Annotated in this window: 14 protein-coding genes; 10 read left to right on the top strand and 4 right to left on the bottom strand. The window is 37.4% G+C overall.

Annotated elements, in window-relative coordinates:
* Positions 1–580: 580 nt before the first annotated feature.
* Genes ACFIMS_RS07900 through ACFIMS_RS07890 form a run of 3 tightly spaced genes read right to left on the bottom strand, consistent with a single transcriptional unit; the run spans position 581 to position 3,967 of the window.
* Positions 581–2,245 carry a 4Fe-4S dicluster domain-containing protein gene (locus ACFIMS_RS07900; RefSeq protein ID WP_375696589.1) on the bottom strand — a complete coding sequence of 555 codons (1,665 nt, stop codon included), beginning with the start codon at positions 2,243–2,245 and terminating at the stop codon, positions 581–583.
* A gap of 3 nt (positions 2,246–2,248) precedes the next feature.
* Positions 2,249–3,169, bottom strand: coding sequence for an electron transfer flavoprotein subunit alpha/FixB family protein (locus tag ACFIMS_RS07895; RefSeq protein WP_375696588.1), 921 nt, complete (start codon positions 3,167–3,169; stop codon positions 2,249–2,251).
* Between the two features lie 51 nt (positions 3,170–3,220).
* A complete protein-coding gene (locus ACFIMS_RS07890) occupies positions 3,221–3,967 on the bottom strand; it encodes an electron transfer flavoprotein subunit beta/FixA family protein (protein WP_375696587.1) in 747 nt (248 codons plus the stop codon).
* 513 nt (positions 3,968–4,480) lie between these two features.
* Here ACFIMS_RS07890 and ACFIMS_RS07885 point away from each other — a divergent pair.
* From ACFIMS_RS07885 to ACFIMS_RS07875, 3 genes are all read left to right on the top strand, one after another.
* Entirely contained in the window at positions 4,481–5,299 is an 819-nt protein-coding gene (locus ACFIMS_RS07885) for a hypothetical protein (protein WP_375696586.1), read from the top strand.
* Positions 5,300–5,478: 179 nt separating this feature from the next.
* Complete coding sequence (locus ACFIMS_RS07880) at positions 5,479–6,399, top strand: sulfite exporter TauE/SafE family protein (protein ID WP_375612267.1); 921 nt, start codon at positions 5,479–5,481, stop codon at positions 6,397–6,399.
* Between the two features lie 2 nt (positions 6,400–6,401).
* Complete coding sequence (locus tag ACFIMS_RS07875; RefSeq protein WP_273790722.1) at positions 6,402–7,211, top strand: TIGR02186 family protein; 810 nt, start codon at positions 6,402–6,404, stop codon at positions 7,209–7,211.
* Positions 7,212–7,233: 22 nt separating this feature from the next.
* Here ACFIMS_RS07875 and ACFIMS_RS07870 read toward each other — a convergent pair whose 3' ends face one another.
* The gene (locus ACFIMS_RS07870) at positions 7,234–7,515 is read right to left on the bottom strand and encodes a DUF6460 domain-containing protein (protein WP_375621636.1); all 282 of its coding nucleotides are present in this window, start codon (positions 7,513–7,515) and stop codon (positions 7,234–7,236) included.
* Between the two features lie 1,092 nt (positions 7,516–8,607).
* Here ACFIMS_RS07870 and ACFIMS_RS07865 point away from each other — a divergent pair.
* From ACFIMS_RS07865 to ACFIMS_RS07835, 7 genes are all read left to right on the top strand, one after another.
* Positions 8,608–10,233, top strand: coding sequence for an ABC transporter substrate-binding protein (locus ACFIMS_RS07865; protein ID WP_375696585.1), 1,626 nt, complete (start codon positions 8,608–8,610; stop codon positions 10,231–10,233).
* Between the two features lie 342 nt (positions 10,234–10,575).
* Positions 10,576–10,794, top strand: coding sequence for a hypothetical protein (locus ACFIMS_RS07860; protein WP_375612270.1), 219 nt, complete (start codon positions 10,576–10,578; stop codon positions 10,792–10,794).
* Positions 10,795–11,150: 356 nt separating this feature from the next.
* The gene (locus ACFIMS_RS07855; protein WP_375696584.1) at positions 11,151–12,782 is read left to right on the top strand and encodes an ABC transporter substrate-binding protein; all 1,632 of its coding nucleotides are present in this window, start codon (positions 11,151–11,153) and stop codon (positions 12,780–12,782) included.
* A 908-nt stretch (positions 12,783–13,690) separates the two neighbouring features.
* Complete coding sequence (locus tag ACFIMS_RS07850; RefSeq protein WP_375696583.1) at positions 13,691–15,322, top strand: ABC transporter substrate-binding protein; 1,632 nt, start codon at positions 13,691–13,693, stop codon at positions 15,320–15,322.
* A gap of 400 nt (positions 15,323–15,722) precedes the next feature.
* On the top strand, positions 15,723–17,153 hold the full coding sequence (xseA, locus tag ACFIMS_RS07845) for an exodeoxyribonuclease VII large subunit (RefSeq protein ID WP_375638549.1): 1,431 nt from the start codon (positions 15,723–15,725) through the stop codon (positions 17,151–17,153).
* Positions 17,131–17,757, top strand: a complete 627-nt coding sequence (locus tag ACFIMS_RS07840) for a DNA-3-methyladenine glycosylase I (RefSeq protein ID WP_375638551.1) — start codon at positions 17,131–17,133, stop codon at positions 17,755–17,757. Before xseA ends, ACFIMS_RS07840 begins: the two co-directional genes overlap by 23 nt.
* Positions 17,758–19,380: 1,623 nt before the next feature.
* On the top strand, positions 19,381–21,006 hold the full coding sequence (locus tag ACFIMS_RS07835) for an ABC transporter substrate-binding protein (protein WP_375638553.1): 1,626 nt from the start codon (positions 19,381–19,383) through the stop codon (positions 21,004–21,006).
* Positions 21,007–21,427: the final 421 nt, after the last annotated feature.

Raw genomic sequence — 21,427 nt, 5'->3', positions numbered from 1 at the left:
AAAAGGTTAATGTAAGATTTTTTCGTGTCATTATCATTAGAAACATAAAAAGGGCTTGAACAAGCATGCTCTTTATCTCTTTATCTCACAATGTTTTTTCTACATTCATTCGTGGTTTTCTTGAGTGAGCATTACTTGGCAAAGTGTAGGAGAAAAAATAAATGTGAAGCGCATCTTCAGGGGGGGCTCTTGGCTAGTTAAAACGATTGATGTTTCTTATGAGAGGGCTAAAAGCATTTTGGATCATATGGGAGAGGGGGTAAAGTAGAACGGGCTTATTTTCCTTCAGATTTTCGAGAACCGCGGCTGTTTTTTTATCGCAGAATTGTCAAGAATATATTCATTATTGTTTTGTCATTTAGATAAAAAATTTTTGATAAAAATATGTTATGTTTTTTTATTGAAAAAAGTCATGCGGTAGGGAGAGTATTTTATATGAGAATAGAGTTCTTTTTACATTGTGAAAGAACGTATGCAGGAAGGTGATTGATAGATTTCTGATCTGAGGGAAATATTTTTATCCATTGCGTTTTGTATATTTCAATTTTAGGAGAATGAACAATGATTATATATTGGGAAATTACATATTGGGATAGAAGGGGCCCTCATTGCCTTGCGGACAGATCCAAGTGATATTTTGGTTTGGGTCTTTGATGTCACACGTTTTACAATGTATACAATTTGAAGCGTTGATCATATAAGTCAGATGATCATTATCCTCTAGCCACTCGTAGACAGCGGCGGGACAATAGCGTGTAGAGGGTCCTCCATAGATTGCATATTCAGAGTCTTTTTGTTTTTTTAATGAGGCGATTTTTAAATGGCAAGGTTGATTTTCTTCATGGTGCGTATTGGAAAGGGCAACACTTGAAAGGCGATCAAAGGTTATAACGCCATCTGGTTTTGGGTAAGAAATGGGTTGAAATTTTTCTGCTGGTTCAAGGCATGCATAATCTTCCTTTCCATGGGAGAGTGTTTTAAATAAGGAAAATCCGAACAATTGTTGCCACCACATATCAAAACCAGCAAGTTTAATTCCATATTTTGTCCCATATTTTGCCCAGAGCGGTTTGGCATTTCGCACTTTATAAAGATCTTTGCCAATGAGCCCTTTTCGCCATTGTTCTTCGATTTCTTTAACCTCATCATGGGCACGCCCTTGTGCAAGAGCGGTAGCGATTTTATCGGCAGCTAATATGCCAGATAAGATGGCATTGTGTGATCCTTTGATACGAGGAACATTGACAAATCCAGCAGAGCAGCCAATAAGTGCCCCACCAGGAAAGGTGAGTTTTGGTACAGATTGCCAACCTCCTTCGCTGATAACACGTGCACCATAGGAAAGACGCTTTGCACCTTTAAAGATTTTATAGAGTTTTGGATGTGTTTTAAAACGTTGAAATTCTTCAAAGGGAGAAAGATAAGGATTTTTGTAATCTAAGTGCACAACAAAACCGACGGAAATGATATTGTTTTCTTGGTGATAAATAAAGCCACCGCCACCGGTATTATTGTCTAAGGGCCAACCCGTGAAATGTTGTACTAAACCGCGTTGGTGTTTGTTGGGATCAATTTCCCAGAGCTCTTTGAGACCAAGACCAAATTTTTGTGGTTCACGATTTTTGCTAAGGCTGAAATGTTGTATCAGTTGTTTTGCAATTGAGCCGCGTGCTCCTTCCGCAATCAGAGTATATTTTGCCAATAAAGCCATACCAGGCATATAATTTTTTCCAGGGGTTCCATCTTTGTTAAGCCCCATATCTCCGGTGAGAACACCAATAATAGCTCCGTTATCTTTTTGGATGATGGGTTCTGTTGCTGCAAAACCAGGATAGATTTCAACACCCAACGCTTCAGCTTTTTTGCTTAGCCAGCGGCAGACGCTCCCAAGCGAAACGATATAACATCCGTTATTTGATAAGATTTTAGGGTGCAAAATATTGGGAAATACTGTGGACTTTTGAGGCTTTAGAAAAAAAAATTGGTCTTGTGTGACAGGGGTTGTGAAGGGATGGTCGTTATCATTTCGCCATTCTGGTAAGAGTGTGTCGATACCAATGGGGTCAACAACTGCGCCAGAGAGAATATGTGCACCAACTTCGGTTCCTTTTTCAACAATTGTGACAGAAAGCTCAGGATTAATTTGTTTAAAACGAATTGCGGCAGAAAGCCCTGCAGGTCCTGCTCCGACAATGACTATGTCAAACTCCATACTTTCACGTTGGTCATGCAGAGGTGCTTTCATGGCTTATAAAGCTTTCTCCAATTCTGGAATAATTTGGTGGAGATCACCTACAAGGGTGTAATCGGCAATTTGCATGATGGGAGCTTCTTCATCTTTATTAATGGCAACAATAATTTGTGCATCCATTATACCGGCTACATGCTGGATTGCACCGGAAATGCCAACGGCGATATAGAGTTCAGGGGCAACGACTTTTCCTGTTTGTCCAATTTGCCAATCATTGGGAGCATAGCCTGCATCCACTGCTGCGCGGCTGGCACCTAAAGCAGCATTTAATTTGTTTGCAAGAGGAAGAAGCAGGGACATAAATTTCTCTTGAGAACCAAGACCACGCCCGCCTGATATAATAACACGTGCTGAGGTGAGCTCAGGACGATCACTTTTGTTTGTCTCTGCTTTTACGAAAGAAGAAAGATTTGGATTGGGAGCTGGTGTTATTGTTTTAATGGGAGCAGAATTATTTTGGGAAGGCGTTGGGGTGAAAGAAGCGGTGCGAACTGTTATAATCTTTTTATAATCATTGGTGCGTACAGTTTCAAATGCATTGCCTGCATAAATTGGTCGTTTGAAGGTATTGGGTGAAAGAATGGCGGTAATATCTGAAATTTGCATAAGATCAAGAAGAGCTGCTACGCGCGGCATCACATTTTTCCCAGTACTGCTGGATGCTGCCATGATCACATCATAATCCTTTGCTAACATGAGAATTGTATCTGACATAGGCTCGGCAAGTTGATGGGCTAAATAGTCTGCTTTTGCAATAAGAACTTGCCGCACACCATTAAGTTTAGCACTATTTTCCGCTATCGTTTGAATTTTTTCTCCGCAAACCAGAATATCGATATCATTACTGAGTACGCGTGCAGCGGTGAGTGCTTTTGCTGTTTCTTCTGTATTATGATCGGCCAATAAAAGAATTGCCATAAGTTTTTGCCCTTTTATGTGAGTGTTGCTTTTACTCTAGTGGTGAGAATATTAAATGCAGTTCTTCTGTTTTAAGGCTCTGACAAGTTCTACTACATTTGCCACTTTTATACCGGATTGACGGTGTTTTGGCTCTTCAACGCTTAAAATTGTTAAGCGTGCTTTCGTATCGACGCCAAGATCAGTAAGAGATTTTTGTTCAATGATTTTCTTTTTTGCTTTCATGATATTGGGGAGAGAGGTGTAACGCGGTTCATTGAGCCGTAGATCGGCGGTCATAACCATGGGAAGGGGAAGACAAAGGGTTTGTGTTCCATTATCAACTTCACGAGTAACTGTAGCATGCCCATTTTCTATGTTAAGATGTGAGGCAAAAGTTGCTTGTCCCCACCCAAGAAGAGCAGCGAGCATTTGTCCTGTTTGGTTGCTATCGTCATCAATTGCTTGTTTTCCTAAAAAGACCATGTCGGGTTTTTCTTCATCAACAATGGTTTTGAGAATCTTAGCAATTGCTAAGGGTTCAAGTGTTTGATCCGTTGTGACAAGAAGTGCGCGATCAGCTCCCATTGCAAGTCCTGTTCGTAGAGTTTCTTGAGCTGCTTCTGGGCCAATTGAAACAAGAAGAACTTCTGAAATTTTACCGGATTCTTTTTGGCGAATGGCCTCCTCCACGGCTATCTCATCAAAAGGATTCATAGACATTTTTACGTGAGACAGATCAACGCCTGTACTATCCGGTTTGACGCGTATCTTGATGTTATAATCAACAACACGTTTGACAGCGACAATTATCTTCATAATGATCCTCTTTGTTTGTATGTTACAAGTTTATAGCAATACTCATAAGAAACCAAATTGTTTAGAATGAAGTCTCAATTTATAACTTGTGTTCTCTTTCGTATAAGCTTTTTTATGTTTACTTGTACTTTCTCGTCGTCATTTTCAATCTTCATATTTTTGCATTGCCATAATTGCCTTATTTGCTTGAATAAAAAGTAAAAAAATCAAACTGTCTTGTGAGAATATTCTTTTTTAGTTTCTTATGCTTTGTTTATGATGGTGCAATAGGTCCTTTATGCAATGAAAAATTAAGTGAAAAAGATAAAAATGGGGGAATGATTTTGCTCTTCAAATCTTGAAGACAGAAAAATTAAAGATCTTTCTTTCAAATATTTTAGATAAAGATTGGGGAAAATATTTCTAACAAAAAAGTTTTTGGAAGTTCTTAAAGCTCTATTTACTAAAATAGAGCACATTTTCTCATCATTTGTTGCGATTCTTTTCAAAAAGGTTAATGAGGGGTAGGCGTTTGTGAATACGAAGGGTCATATGATCGACCAAGCGACCAAACAGGTTAGGAACGATAAAGTCTTTTCTTTTGTTGAACAGAAAGACAGAAGGGATACTTCTGTAGAAGTAACGATGTCGGATATTGCTCAAAAATTACGCACCGTTTATGCGCAAATGCAAATGAAGCATTCGCCTCGTTCTTTAATGCAGCAGAGTTCTGTAGAAGAGCATTTTAAATCTTACTTAGATGATATTAGTCGGGCCATTTTGGCTGAACATTATATACGTCGTCAAAGAGAAAAAAAGCTTTTCCAGTCTTTAGAGCAGATTAAAACAATTGTTCAAAGTTTGCAGAGTGAAAAAAAAAGCTTAGAAGAAGCAGCGGTAACACGACAGGTGTCTCGTTCAAAATCACCTGATTCTGTTGTACAAAAACTTGCTCACATGGAATGTGAGGGAAATCAAGAACACTTATTACTTCAAAAGGTGCGAAATTTTTCGAAAGAAAACAGCATAATTTCACTCCAAACAAATGTTGAAAATACGTTGCAGCAAGAAAATAGAAGCCCTTTGCCCAGTGATGCTCTGAAATCTTCTTTTAAAAAGGTTGAGGGAGTAGTGAAGCATGCTGTGATAGAAGAAAAAGGTATGATGGGTGCTCAGGCATCTAATCATTGCATTGAGAATGATTTTTCTTCTTTAAGGACGCAGTCTCGGGAACATGTCTCGTTTTTATCTTATTTGCTAAAAAAAGGTGTTCTTTGTTTTTTAACCGTTGCATTTGTGGTAGCGATAACGTTATGTTTTTATAGCTTTTTAAAAGGAGCTCGTTTTTTTTAATTTTTATGATGTTGATGTTAATAGATGTGAAATGTATTGCGCATTCATGTTTGTGCGGAAGCTATAGCAACTAAAATTATCTTTTTAAACACGCAACAGAGATTATTGGAAAAGAGGATAATTGGAGAAGGATTCTCTAATTGTAAAAAAAAACTCAAATTATCTTGAAGGTTCTGTAAGTGAGTATTTATTTACCAATTGCTGAAATGTCACTCAATATGCTGATCTTGATTGGTATGGGAGTCGTTGCTGGTTTTTTTTCAGGACTTTTTGGAATCGGTGGTGGGTTTCTCATCACGCCGTTATTGATTTTTTATAATATTCCTCCTGCTATTGCTGTTGGAACAGGTGCTAACCAGATGATTGCTTCATCTGTAACAGGAGCAATTACACATTTTAGAAGACGTACGCTCGATATTAAACTTGGTATTCTTTTGGCGATTGGAGGAGGGATTGGTTCTTTAATCGGGATTCAGGTTTTCTCTGTTTTGAAAAAGTTAGGTCAATTAGACTTAATGATTTCGCTTCTTTATGTGATTCTTCTTGGAAGTGTAGGAAGCTTGATGATCGTTGAAAGTTGGTATGATATGATGCGCAAGCGTAAGGAAGGAAAAGCCAATATTCGTCTTGCTGGTCGACATAATTGGATTCATCGCTTACCCTTAAAAATGCGTTTTCGGACATCTATGATATATGTTAGCATTATTCCAGTTTTAGGGATTGGTCTCATTGTGGGGTTGTTGTCTTCTATTATGGGAATTGGTGGGGGGTTCTTTATGATACCAGCATTGATTTATCTTCTGCGTGTTCCAACCAGTGTGGTGATTGGGACTTCACTTTTTCAGATTACATTTGTGTCTTCTTTCACGACAGTTTTGCAAAGTATGACTAATCAGTCCGTTGATATTGTCTTGGCTTTTTTGTTAATGCTTGGAGGAAGTATTGGTGCGCAATATGGAACACGGGTTGGACGGAAGTTAAAGGCTGAACAATTGCGTATGGCACTTGCATTTTTAGTGTTGATTGTGTGTATGCGTCTTGCTTTTCAATTATTTATACGCCCTGATAATCTTTTCTCTCTGGATATTCTTATGAGATAAAAATGGGTAGATTATTTTCTTTATACATCATTACAGGTTGCTTTTGTTTTATTTCTTTTTCTACATGGTCACATGTTGGGACGCCAGCTACATTCATTGATCAAGTTGACCACGAAACTGTCCAAATTATTGTAACAACGAATACGATTACTGTGGATGCAAATTTTGCTGGTCGTGATCTTTATATTGCTGGTGTTTTGGAAAATATTGATCCGTTATATTCTCGACAGAACCGTTATGATATTGTTGTAAGCTTGGAGGGACAAGATCGGACAATGGTGATGCGAGAAAAAAAACGCAATGCCGGTGTATGGGTCAATACAGATTCTCTTATTTTTAAAAAGGTTCCTCTTTTTTACTCTATGGTCACAACACGTGAAATTGACGATATTACGAGCATTGAAGATTATAAACGCTTAGGGTTAGGATTACTCTATTTGCCATTGCAGACGGATGAACAAGATCAGAAAAAAATACAAATCTTTCGCGATGAACTTATAAAATTGCAAAAAGCTAAAAGCCTTTATTATGAGGAAGTGGGTGGGGTTCGTTTTGGTTCTGACACACTTTTCACAGCGCATTTTCGTTTGCCAGCAAATATTCCAGTTGGACATTATAAAGTTCGTGCTTATCTTTTTCGTGATGGACAGTTTATTGATAGTGCAACAACGACTCTTGAAATTGTTAAAGCACATATCACCTATACAATTTTTTATGCAGCGCACAAGTATCGTTTTTTATACGGTATTGTTGCAGTGATTATTGCTATTACTACAGGATTTTTGTGTCGTTTGATTTTTCGAAAAGATTAACGCAAGGAAAATGTTAAGGCTTTTATTTTTTATGAAAAATTCGTAAGATAAGAAAAATAGGCACAACAACAATAGCTCCCGTCATAGTTATATGGAAGAAATTTGTAAGCGTTATAAATCCTGCTTCCCATAGTGATTGAAAAAAATCGACTATTTTTTGTATGAGGTTTCGAGGTGTCCATCCCAAAAAATTCATTACGATACCAATGAAGAATGAAAGGATAAGCAATTTTAGACTAACGCGGCGTGATTTTCCTCCAAGAAACGCATGAAAAGAATCTAATAATTTTTTTTTTCGCTTCATTTTAATATACTTTCAAAGATTGTGTTTTTTATTGTATTATCATGGTACAGCGATGTTATTATCATAAAGGAAAAACATTTTTTTATTTTTTCTTACTTTTTGAGTTTATCACCTTAGTCTGGTTAACGGTGCTGGTTTTTGAAATATACACATGTTTTATTGCATTTTTTGCGATATTTTCATGGCGCTTCTTTTATTAAATGAAGGGATATCCTTTCGTCTCGAGAATTTGTAGAGAAATTTTATAACGTTTCAGCATTTCTTATCAGAGTGAGAGTTCTAGTATATTGAAGATTTTGTAACAAACTTATTATTGTCGTGTATAGAAATAATATTTCAAGACAGTTTACTTAAAAAAAGACTATCTATTCTAATAAGGGTATGCTTATATAGGTATTATATTTAGATATTTCAACCTTAGTGCATTGAAAAGATCTTTTTTTCTAAAAAAATGTAAGCAATGAATTGAGTGTTGTTAAAGGAGCAAAGATATTAAAAATACGATGTGGAAAAAAGTTTTGTTATGTGTGGGTGCGTAAAGGAATATCAGGGGGAGCCTATGCTCCTTTTATTTAGAAATAAAATATAATTTAAAAGCTGTTATTTGGCAGAGGATTATGGAAAAATTCAAAATTCCTCTTGTAGGGGGAGGAGGTCATGTCGGTTGATGGGTGAATTTTCCTGTTTTGTTAAAATGTCAAATTGTTAGTAGAGCTCTTTGTTATTAAGGCGCTTAAGCTAACAAAGAAGAGTCTTTTGATGGCATAAAAAGGCGAGAGGAAAGAAGAGACAAGCTTACCCGACAAAAGAGAGAAAATAGTGGTTTTATAGTCTTCAATCGTAGGCGTTATGACATCATGAATAGGCTCTGTTATGGGGGGAGCATTCATTGTATGTCAGAGTGTTTGTTGTTGCATGTTTTGGTTTGTCTTGGCTTATAGCCATGGGTAGAAGTCCGTGGTTGGTAAGTGGTGTTGTTTGAAGGTTTTAATAATACTTTGTTTGAGGCGCTTATGGATCATCTAACCTTATTATTAAGCATGTGCTTGTTGTGTGGGAAATTTATATAGTAAACTTTAAAAGGAAAAGTCTATGAACTTGAAGAAAAAAATATTACAAAATAGCAGCTCTCTTGTTTCTGCTTTTATAGCTTTGGCGATGGTTGCACAACAAGTTTCAGCAAAAACACCCGCTGATACCCTTGTGATGGCTTGGAATCTTGATGCAATTAGTACATTTGATCCGGCACAACTTAATGATGTTTATGGAAGTGAAATTGTTCGCAATGTTTGTGATAATTTGGTCAGTACTGCGACAGATGATCCTGCTAAAATGGTTCCCGCTTTAGCAACACATTGGGATGTTTCAGGTGATGATCACAGTACGGTGATTACTTTTCATTTACGTGATGGTTTGAAGTTTAATGATGGTCGATCAGCCAATGCCAATGATCTTCTTTGGAGTATGAAGCGGATTGTCAAATTGAAGATGGGTAATGCGGCAATTTTTAATGAATATGGAATTACAGAGCAAAATGTTGATGATGCTTTGCAAGCCCCAGATAAGAAAACAGTGGTGATGAAATTTGATAAGCCTTATCCAGCAGAGCTCATTCTTAATAATATTGTTGCAAGTCCGGCAACAGCTTTGCTTGATCGTCAGACAATTATGAAGCATGAAAAAGATGGCGATTTTGGAAATCAGTATTTGAAAAGTCATGCTGCTTGTGTTGGTCCTTATCAGTTAAAAAGTTGGCGCTCTGGAGAAGCTCTTTTGTTGCGTGCAAGCTCTCACTATTGGGGACAAGCGCCTAAACTGAAGCAGATTTTAATTCGCCATGTTGCAGAGCCCGGAACACAACGTTTGTTGTTGCAAAAACATGATATTGATGTTGCTCGTGATTTGACCCCTGAAGATCTTGCAGATCTGCAAAAAACAACAGATGTTAAAATCGAAGAAGTGTTAGAACCATCTATGATGTACTGGGGATTTAACATGACAAATCCTATTTTTGCTAAGGAAAAAGTACGTTTGGCGATGCGTTATCTCATAGATTATGAAGGTCTTGGCAAGAAGCTTCTCAAAGGTGTTGGTGTTCCACGGGCCAGTTTTATTCCTCTTGGCAACTTTGGGGCTTTAGATGAAAAAGAAGGGCAACCCTTTAAACTTGATATTGCAAAAGCTAAGCAGCTTTTAGCAGAAGCTGGTTATCCGAATGGGTTTGAGGCAAATTTTCTCGTATCAAATGCTCCTTATAGGGTGTTGCTTGCTCAGTCACTCCAAGATAGTGCCGCAAAGGCGGGGGTGCGTCTTAAAATTGAACGGATGGCCGGTACACAGTTGTTTTCTAAACTTTATGCACGGGCTTTTGATACGATTTTTGTCGGATGGAATAATGATTCTGCGGATCCTCATACTATGGCTTCACGTCTTGTTTATAATCCAGATAATCGGCTTGAGGCAAAAAATACCGCCTATCCTAGTTGGCAATATGGGTATTTGGATGAAACGATGAATCAAAAGGTTCAGGATGCATTGTTTCAAAAAGATCCGCAAAAACGGGCACAACTCTATGCTGATTTACAACGTGAATTGATGCAAAAAGGACCTTATGCGTTTATCTTTCAGAAATATACTGTTATCGCGATGACGCCTGATATCAAAAAGTGGGTTTGGAATAGTGCGCCACATATTTTTTATAGTAAAATTGAAAAATAAGAGTGTCTTCAATGCTGTTCAATAGATAAAGGGCATCGTCATGATATATTCGGCGTATTGTATAAATTTTAAGCTTTGCAATGCGCCGAAGATCATAGGTAATGTGTGATATATTGTTGAATGTCTTTTCAAGACATTCGTTTAAAGATATTTTTCATTCTCATTAGAGGTGTATTTAAGTGGATGTTAAGATCGATATTTCAATTTTTCTGAATTAGAAAGTGGTCAATTTATTTGTTAAAAAACTGAGTATAACATAAAGAAACGAAGTGTAACAAATATCGCCGAATTTAGTGGTGCTAAAGGTGCAAAGGTTTTGCGATGTTGAAGGAAAGTTTTGTTATGGGGGTACACAAGGGATATCAGTTTTTTATGGTGTTTATATTTTCTTTTGCTTTGAAAGATGATGAGATGTCATTTGGAGGGTGTTATTTTACGGGGAGTGATGAAAAAATTAAATTTTCTTTTGAAGAAGGAATAAAAGTCGTTGCATTTGGCAAACTAACGAATTTTTCTGTTTTATCAAATCGTCAAATTGTTATGAAGGCTCGTTGTTATTAAGGTACTTGAGCTAAAAGGGGTAGTGCTTTGATGGTATAGAAAACGCCGGAAGAAATACGAGACAAGCTTGCTTAACAAGATAGAAAAAATACAGGTTTTATAGTCTTCAATAGTAGGCGTTATGATATCGTGATTAAGCTCTGTTGTTGGTGAGCATTCATTGTATATTAGAGTGTTTTCCTTTGTATGTTTTAGTTTGGCTTATAAGTGTAGACAAGAGGAGTCATTGGCAAGAGGTGCTTGTTCTTGAAGATTTTAAAGTTTGGTCTTTAGGAGCCTATCGTTCGTCTAAACTTAAATTAAGCACGTTTTGCTGCATGGAGAATTTATACAATAAACGTTAAAAGGAAAATTCTATGAACGTGAAAAGAAAAATATTGAAAAAGGGCAGTTCTTTTGTTTCTGCTGTTCTTGCAATGGGGATGTTTGTGCAACAAGTTTCAGCAAAAACACCCGCCGATACGCTTGTGATGGCTTGGAATCTCGATCCAATAAATACATTTGACCCTGCACAACTCAATGACCGTTATGGAATTGAAGTGGTTAACAATATTTGTGATAATTTAGTCGTTTCTGCTACAGATGATGCGGCTAAAATGGTTCCCTCGTTAGCGAAGAGCTGGGATGTTTCAAGTGATGATCAGAGTACGGTGATTACTTTTCACTTGCGTGATGGTTTAAAGTTTTATGATGGTCGTCCTGCGAATGCCAATGATCTTGTTTGGGGTATGAAGCGGGTTGTCAAATTGAAATTGTCTAATGCAGCAACATTTAATGAATATGGGATTACAGAACAAAACGTTGATGAGGCTTTTCAAGCACCGGATGACAAAACGGTGGTGATGAAATTTGATAAACCTTATCCAGCAGAGCTCATTCTTAGCAATATTTCCACTAATCGCACTGCTGCCTTGCTGGATCGTGAGACACTCATGAAAAACGAACAAGATGGTGATATGGGAAACCGATATTTGGCCAGTCATTCTGCTTGTGTTGGTCCTTATCAGCTAGAGAGTTGGCGCCCTGGAGAAGGAATTTTGTTGCGTGCAAGCTCCAATTATTGGGGGGAGGTGCCTAAATTGAAGAAGATTTTAATTCGCCATGTCGCGGAGCCTGGAACGCAACGTTTATTATTGGAAAAACATGATATCGATGTTGCACGTAATCTGATGCCAGAGGATTTGGCAGATCTCCAAGCAACAACGGATATTAAAGTTGAAAAAGTTTTGGCGCCCTCCATGATCATATGGGGATTTAATGCGACAAACCCTATTTTTGCCAATGAAAAAGTGCGTTTGGCGATGCGCTATCTTATTGACTATGAAGGACTCGGTAAGACTCTTCTCAAAGATGTTGGTATTCCACGTGCAAGTTTTATTCCTCTTGGTAACCTTGGAGCTTTGGATGAAAAAGAGGGACAACCCTTTAAACTTGATCTCCAAAAAGCAAAGCAACTTTTAACAGAGGCAGGTTATCCGGATGGTTTTGAGGCCAGTATTTTAGCCGGTGCCTCTCCTTATCCTTTTGCTTTGCCTATTGCTCAGTCTCTCCAAGACAATGCAAAAAAAGTTGGAGTACGTTTTAAAATTGAACGTTTTGTAGGTACGCAGTTGTTTTCAAAATTTTATGCGCGTGGTTTTGATACGATTTTTTTCGGATGGAATAATGGCTCTGGGGACCCCCATACAATGGCTTCACGTCTTATTTATAATCCAGATAATCGGCTTGAGGCTAAAAATACAGGCTATGCGAGTTGGTGCCATGGGTATTTGGATGAAACTATGAATCAAAAGGTTCAAGATGCATTGTTTCAAAAAGATCCCAAAAAACGGGCGCAAATGTATGCTGATTTACAACGTGATTTTATGCAGAAAGGGCCTTATGCTTTTATCTATCAGACATATGTTTCTGTAGCGATGACACCTGATGTCAAAAAATGGGTTTGGAATAGTGCACCACGTATTTTTTATAGTGCAATTGAAAAATAAAAAGGTATCAGGTTTATAAAATATAAAAAAACATGGTCATGATATATTTGATGTATTGCAAAGCTCTTTAATACTTTGCAATACGTTGAATTCTATCGGGAATGGATTACCATGTTGTGTAGAGAATTTTGTTTCAAAACATTCTATTGGGAAGAGAGGTTATTTATTTCGATAAATTCTACGTATATAGATATTAATATTTGATATTTCAATTTATATGTATAAAAAGTAATAAATTTGTTTGTTGCAAAAGACAGGTGTAACGAATAAAGCAAAATTTAGTGTTTCTGAAAAAATGGGGACTTTATAAAATGTTTTGGTGAGAAAAACTGTTGTATGCGGGTACGTGGGGAAACATCAAGCTACTCTTCTCATACCTCAGGTTACATTCCTTATGACTTAAAATATGATAATCTATAGGTTCGAAGCTGTTATTTGATACGGAGTTATAATAAAGTTCGAATTTTCTTCTGAAGAAGGGTGAAAATGGTTACGAAAAAATTTATTCAGGATCATCAAAATATCAAATTGTTTTGAGGCTTTTGAAGCAATTAGAGTAGCGCTTTGATGATACTTTTTAGAAAATCGCAAGAAGAAACTTGAAAAAGAAATCTTTTTAATGAAGCAAGGAAGGATTTTGGTCTGATATGCTCTGAATTATAAGTGCCGTGATGTCGTGTGCTATCGTGCGTGATAGCTTCATTTTAATCAGATCGTTTTGCGTTGCATATGTTCGTTTGTTCTATACGTATTTGGGAGGGAAGGAGCTTTTGAAAAGTGGCTGCTGCTTTTAGAGATTTTGATATTTTACCTCTAGGAGGCGTGTTTTCTAAGCATGATCTTATCATTTTTGCATGTTGTCACATGAGAAGTTATACAATAACCTTAAATCTTAAAAGGAAAATTCTATGAACGGGAAAAGAAAAATATTGAAAAAGGGCAGTTCTTTTGTTTCTGCTGTTCTTGCAATGGGGATGTTTGTGCAACAAGTTTCAGCGAAAACACCTGCCGATACGCTTGTGATGGCTTGGAATCTTGATACAATAAGTACATTTGATCCCGCACAAATCAATGACCGTTATGGTAATGAAGTTCTTGTTAATGTTTGTGATAATTTAGTCGTTTCTGCTACAGATGATGCTGCTAAAATGGTTCCTTCTTTAGCGAAGAGTTGGGATGTTTCAAGTGATGATCAGAGTACGGTGATTACTTTTCACTTGCGTGATGGTTTAAAGTTCAATGATGGTCGTCCTGCGAATGCTAATGATCTTATTTGGAGCATGAAGCGGGTTGTTCAATTGAAGATGGCTACTGCGGCGACATTTAATGAATATGGGATTACAGAACAAAACGTTGATGAGGCTTTTCAAGCACCGGACGACAAAACGGTTGTGATGAAATTTGATAAACCTTATCCAGCAGAGCTCATTCTTAGCCATTTTGCCACTAGTCGTACTCTTGCTTTGCTTGATCGTGAGACACTCATGAAACACGAAAAAAATGGTGATATGGGAAACCGGTATTTGGCAAGCCATTCTGCTTGCGTTGGTCCTTATCAGCTAGAGAGTTGGCGCCCTGGAGAAGGAATTTTGTTGCGTGCAAGCTCCAATTATTGGGGGGAGGCGCCTAAATTGAAGAAGATTTTAATTCGCCATGTTGCGGAACCTGGAACACAACGTTTATTGTTGCAAAAACACGATATCGATGTTGCACGTAATCTGATGCCAGAGGATTTGGCAGATCTCCAAGCAACAACGGATATTAAAGTTGAAAGAGTGTTAGAGCCATCCGTGATCATATGGGGGTTCAATGTGACAAACCCTATTTTTGCCAATGAAAAAGTGCGTTTGGCGATGCGCTATCTTATTGACTATGAAGGACTTGGTAAGACTCTTCTCAAAGATGTTGGTATTCCACGTGCAAGTTTTATTCCTCTTGGTAATCTTGGAGCTTTGGATGAAAAAGAGGGACAACCCTTTAAACTTGATCTCCAAAAAGCAAAGCAACTTTTAACAGAGGCAGGTTATCCGGATGGTTTTGAGGCCAGTATTTTTGCCGGTGCCTCTCCTTATCCTTTTGCTTTGCCTATTGCTCAGTCTCTCCAAGACAATGCAAAAAAGGTGGGGGTACGTTTTAAAATTGAACGCTTCGTAGGCACGCAGTTATTTTCAAAACTATCTGCACGTACTTTTGATACAATTTTTTTCGGATGGAATAATGATTCTGCGGATCCTCATACAATGGCTTCACGTCTTATTTATAATCCAGATAATCGGCTTGAGGCTAAAAATACAGGCTATGCGAGTTGGTGCCATGGGTATTTGGATGAAACTATGAATCAAAAGGTTGAAGATGCATTGTTTCAAAAAGATCCCAAAAAACGGGCGCAAATGTATGCTGATTTACAACGTGATTTTATGCAGAAAGGGCCTTATGCTTTTATCTATCAGACGTATCACACGATAGCGATGACACCTGATGTTAAAAAATGGGTTTGGAATAGTGCACCACGTATTTTTTATAGTGCAATTGAAAAATAAGAAGGTATCAAGTTTATAAAATATAAAAAACAGGGTCATGATATATTTGATGTATTGCAAAGCTCTTTAATACTTTGCAATACATTGAATTCTATCGGGAATGGATTACTATGTTGTGTAGAGAATTTTATTTCAGGAATTCTTATAGAAGATGTGTTTGTTTGGATGTTAGGATTGAATATTTTAACTTCTATTGATACAATTTTCGGATGAAATAATGACTCTAGACATCCCCGTACAACGGCTTCAAGTTTTTTTACAACCCTGATAATCGATTTGAAATTAAAAATATAAGCTGTTCTAGCCGGTGTTATGGGTATTTTGATGAAGCTATAAATCAAAAGTTTAAAGATGTGTTGTTTCAAAAAGATTCACAGAAACGGGCGTAAAGAATTGAAAAATGGTAAGTTTGTTTAGTGAAAAAACAGGTGTAACAAATGTGGCAGAATTCACTGTTTCCGAAATAGCAGGGGCTCTAAAGCGTGTTGTTGAAGAAAAGTTTGGTTATGTACGGGTGCGTGGGGAGATATCAGGGTACCGTGGTACTCATGCTTCGGGACATGCTTATTTTGCTTTAAAAGATGATAAGGCACGGTTGGAAGCTGTTATTTGGCGTGGAGTTATGGAAAAGCTCAAATTCCCTCCTGAAGAAGGGATGGAAGTAGTTGCTGTTGGTAAACTTACGACGTATCCAGGGTCATCGAAATATCAAATTGTCATTGAGGCTCTTGAACCAACGGGGGTTGGTGCTTTGATGACACTTCTTGAAAATCGTAAGAAAAAGTTTTTAGAAGAAGGCTTGTTTGATGAAGAAAAGAAAAAACCTTTGCCTTATATGCCTCGAATTTTAGGCGTTGTAACATCACCAACAGGTGCTGTTATTCGTGATATTATTCATCGTATATCCGATCGTTTTCCGTTGCATATTTTGGTTTGGCCTGTACGTGTTCAGGGGGAAACAAGTGGGAGGGAAGTGGCTGTTGCTGTTGAAGGTTTTAATGCTCTTGGTCTAGGTGGACTTATTCCAAAACCTGATCTTATTATTGTTGCACGGGGAGGAGGAAGTTTAGAAGATTTGTGGGGGTTTAATGACGAAGCTGTTGTTCGTGCTGTTTATGAATCTTCTCTTCCTGTTATTTCTGCTGTTGGGCATGAAACGGACTGGACCTTGATTGATTATGTGGCTGATTGGCGCGCTCCAACTCCTACCGCCGCAGCAGAACGGGCTGTTCCTGTTAAGCTTGATCTCGAGGTGCTGGTGGCATCGCTTGATGCACGTTTGCGCAAGGGACTCGCGCGTTATTTGGATTTTTATCGACAAAAATTGCGTGCTACTCTACGAGCTCTTCCGACTGCCGATCAACTTTTTGCTTTACCACGGCGTGGTTTGGATGAAACTTCAAGTCGATTGCAGCGTGCTCTTTGTGTAAGCTACGATAAAAAACGTTTTTCTTTTCATGCACTTGGTGTGCGTTTTTCACCGCGTTTGTTAAATAGTGAAAAAGCACAACGCAATACAAAGGAATATACGGCACGTCTTCAGCGTGCTTTTGTGCGTAGTGTGGAAAAACAACGTGCTGGGTTAGAGGTAGTATCTAGGCTTTTAAGAAGCACTTCATATCAGAATATTTTGGAGCGCGGTTTTGTTTTGGCTTTGGGGAAAGATCATAAGCCCATTAAACGATTGGTTCAGTTTCCTGAAACAGGGCAAATAAATTTACGCTTTTTTGATGGAGATATCAGTGTTGCAACACAAGAACCTGTTTTTTCTAAACGGTCAAAACACAAGCAGATAAAGTCGCCAAGCGATGATCAAGGAACTCTCTTTTAATACGGTTAATGCCATGCTTGCGGAAGGTCTTCTTAAGGGAGTGGATGAAAAAGTTCGTTGCGCATGGGCTGGAACGGATCCACTTTATTGTGCTTATCATGATACCGAATGGGGAAAGCCTATTTTTGAGGATATTCGTTTGTTTGAGAAAATTTGTCTTGAAGGTTTCCAAGCGGGGCTTTCTTGGTTTACAATTTTAAAAAAACGCTCTTTTTTTCGCGTTGCATTTGATCACTTTGACTTTGAAAAGATTGTTCATTACGATGAGCTAAAGGTGAAAATGTTAATGCAAAATAAAGACATTGTTCGCCATCAAGGAAAAATTCAATCAGTGCTTAATAATGCACTTAGAGCACAAGAAATTATAACAGAGTGGGGAAGTTTGTCCCGCTATTTTTGGTCTTTTCAGCCACCACAATCAGAGCGTTATGAAAAGATAGACTTTCAAACACTGTTGGCTAACCCTATGACACCTGCTTCTCTTCGTCTTTCTCAAGACTTGAAGAGACGTGGCTGGACATTCGTTGGTCCCACAATTTGTTATGCTTTTATGCAGTCCGTAGGGATTGTTAATGATCATCTTGAAGGATGTTTTTGTCGATAAATTGGCAAACTGTCTTTTGTAAGAGTAATGATCAATAGGATAATAATTGAATTATTTAATAAATGTATAGATTATACAATTCCACTGTATAAGATAATTGAAATATACAAACTATACAATATTAATGATTTTCTACTGTTGTTGGCACTAAAAACGATAAAGGTATAATTTTGAGGATGAAAAAACAGATGCCAAAAGAAGTGATACCTTAACTGTTATGTATCTGAAGTGAGATAATGGTAATGTCTTGTATGTTTTAAAGAAACATTTAGTACACCAAAACCCATTTCGCGGTGGCGCCCGTGAATGGTATGACAGTAAATCCATTGTGCACTCCATCTTTACGCTTATGAAGGAGCAAATCGGCACCATCACACACTTTACTAGCTCTCAATGTTGTGCAACAGTCTTTGGCATTTGTAATGGTTGAGAAGAGTTTTTTTTATTTCTGTTAATGACATGACGGTTATAATTAATGAATATTTTATTCATGATTATTGACGAATGCAAAGTGGTTTTTAGATGGGGTGCTGTTGTTGCATTGTTTTACTTTGCTTGTATGACTGTCGGTTTATTTATATGTAGGTCGATTGCTCAATGCTTACCTAGGTAATAAAAATAAAATACAGCGATGAAAAATTGAAGTTAAATGACTCAAGCTGCTTGTGTTAGGTTTTATTATCTGATAACTTTCCTTCACTAGAGAGGAATTTTACTGCGTGTGAGCTCCAGTTTTGGGAGGATACTTAAGCTCAGACAGACTGGTATTCACTGCATTGCTTCGTTGAATCTCTGTATGTTTCCGCTGGAAACGAGAGTTCTATTGCGGTATGTTGTTTTCTGTTCTATTTTTATGGTGGTAAAGCAATGATGCACACTAAAGTTTAGAAGGGTTTATATTCGTTATGTCTTTTGGGGGGGAAGCGTCTAATGAATTTTGTTTTTATCAATGGGGGATGCATTTTAGTGTATATTCTTTTATTGTAAGCTTTATTTCTCAAAAGATAAAGCGTGGAAGGAATGATTCTTCTCATTTTTCCTTTATCTTTGTTAACGCGTTTGGTTTTGTTGGTAAAAACGTAAAACTTTTGACACTTATTTTTCAAAAGATTAAGCAGCTTTTTGTGGGGGATAGCGTTTTAGAAAAGATATTTTCTTATGTCTTTCTGCTGTTCCAGTGTCGTTTTTGTCATGTAGTAAAGATGCGCCGTATCTTGAAACAGTGTTTGAGGGGGATGACTATTTTAAAAGTTTGCATATTTTATTTTAAATGTCGCCTAAAGGAATAGAATAATGAATTCATAAATTTTTGCGTAATGATTTTTTTAAAGCTCACTATTTTTGGGGCGACAAGGCTTATTGATGATTAATAGAGAACTGATATAGTGCATTATCATATGCAAAGAGGTTATGAAAAGAATGTAATACTGGTTAGCAAAACATATATTGCATGTTCGTTATGGTTTATTGAGACGTAAGTCAATGAATTTATCAAGTAGATGTCTCTGTGTAGGTGATTAAAAATATAGGCGATTAGAACGTATTTATTCAATGTTATAATTATAAATTTGCTATATTATTTCAGCGTCATTAATTGATAAAAATAAATAAAGGGAAAAGTTTATGAACTTGAAGAAAACAATATTGAAAAGTAGCAGCTCTCTTGTTGCTGCTCTTATGGCTTTGGGCGTAGTTGTACAACAGGTTTCAGCAAAAACACCCGCTGATACCCTTGTGATGGCTTGGAATCTTGATGCAATCAGTACGTTTGATCCCGCACAACTTAATGATGTTTATGGAAGTGAAATTATTTACAATATTTGTGATAACTTGGTGAGTACTGCGACAGATGATCCTGCTAAAATGGTTCCCGTTTTAGCAACACATTGGGATGTTTCAGGTGATGATCACAGTACGGTGATTACTTTTCATTTACGTGATGGTTTGAAGTTTAATGATGGCAGATCAGCCAATGCCAATGATCTTGTTTGGGGTATGAAGCGGATTGTCAAATTGAAGATGGGTAATGCGGCAATTTTTAATGAATATGGAATTACAGAACAAAATGTTGATGATGCTTTGCAAGCTCCCGATGAGAAAACGGTTGTGATGAAATTTGATAAGCCTTATCCAGCAGAGCTCATTCTTAATAATATTGTTGCGAGTCGTGCAACAGCTTTGCTTGATCGTAAGACGATTATGAAACACGAAAAAGATGGCGATTTTGGAAATCAGTATTTGAAAGGTCATGCTGCTTGTGTTGGTCCTTATCAGTTAAAAAGTTGGCGCCCTGGAGAAGCTCTTTTGTTGCGTGCAAGCTCTCACTATTGGGGACAAGCGCCTAAACTGAAGCAGATTTTAATTCGCCATGTTGCAGAGCCCGGAACACAACGTTTGTTGTTGCAAAAACATGATATTGATGTTGCTCGTAATTTGACACCTGAAGATCTTGCAGATCTGCAAAAAACAACAGATGTTAAAGTTGAAAGAGTGTTAGTGCCAACTATGATGTACTGGGGATTCAATACGACGAATCCTATTTTTGCTAAGGAAAAAGTACGTTTGGCGATGCGTTATCTCATAGATTATGAAGGTCTTGGCAAGAAGCTTCTCAAAGGGATTGGTATCCCACGGGCCAGTTTTATTCCTCTTGGCAACTTTGGGGCTTTGGATGAAAAAGAGGGGCAACCCTTTAAACTTGATATTGCAAAAGCCAAGCAGCTTTTAGCAGAAGCTGGTTATCCGAATGGATTTGAGGCAAATTTTCTCGTGTCAAACACTCCTTATACTTTGTTACTTGCTCAGTCACTCCAGGATAGTGCTGCACAGGCGGGCGTACGTCTTAAAATTGAACGTGTAGCAGGTACACAGTTATTTTCAAAAGTGGATGCTCGAGCTTTTGATACGGCTTTTATCGGATGGAATAATGATTCTGCGGATCCTCATACCATGGCTTCACGTCTTATTTTCAATCCAGATAATCGTTTTGAGGCTAGAAATACAGCCTATCCTAGTTGGAAGCATGGGTATTTTGATGCTAAGATGAATCAAAAAGTTGAAGAAGCGTTGTTTCAAAAAAATCCGCAAAAACGAGCGCAACTCTATGCTGATTTACAACGTGAATTAATGCAAAAAGGACCTTATGCGTTTATCTTTCAACAATATAGCGTTGTCGCGATGACGCCTGATGTCAAAAAATGGGTTTGGAATAGTGCACCGCGTATTTTTTATAGTAAAATTGAAAAATAAGTGTGTCTTTTTAGTGTTATCAAAGCTAAAAAGAGCTTAATCATAATTGCATGATGAAAATATTCTCCCATATAAAGCTCTTCAGTTTTTTTAGGATGAAACTGTGAGGGATGTTTGTGTAGTAGCAGTATATAATTAAGATCGTTTATAGGGAGCGATGAATATAGAAAGTTATATTGGGGAGGATCTTTGTTTATGGTTATAGATTCTCTGCATCCCGAATATAGACTGATGTATAAGAAAATTATTTTGTAGATGCTTAGTTTGATTAAATGAAATTGATGTCTAATGCTATGCTATTTAAGCAAAATCACAATCACTTTGTGTGAAAAGGTAGAAGAATACAAAAGGAAGAGATAAAATGGGAAAACAAAGAATATTGAAAAAAATTTCTATTTTATTAAGCTCAATCATTTTTTTT

It is taken from the genome of Bartonella sp. AP331QHHD (genome assembly GCF_042195905.1).
Classification (GTDB): Bacteria; Pseudomonadota; Alphaproteobacteria; order Rhizobiales; family Rhizobiaceae; genus Bartonella.
This window is presented reverse-complemented; position numbering and strand designations above follow the sequence as displayed.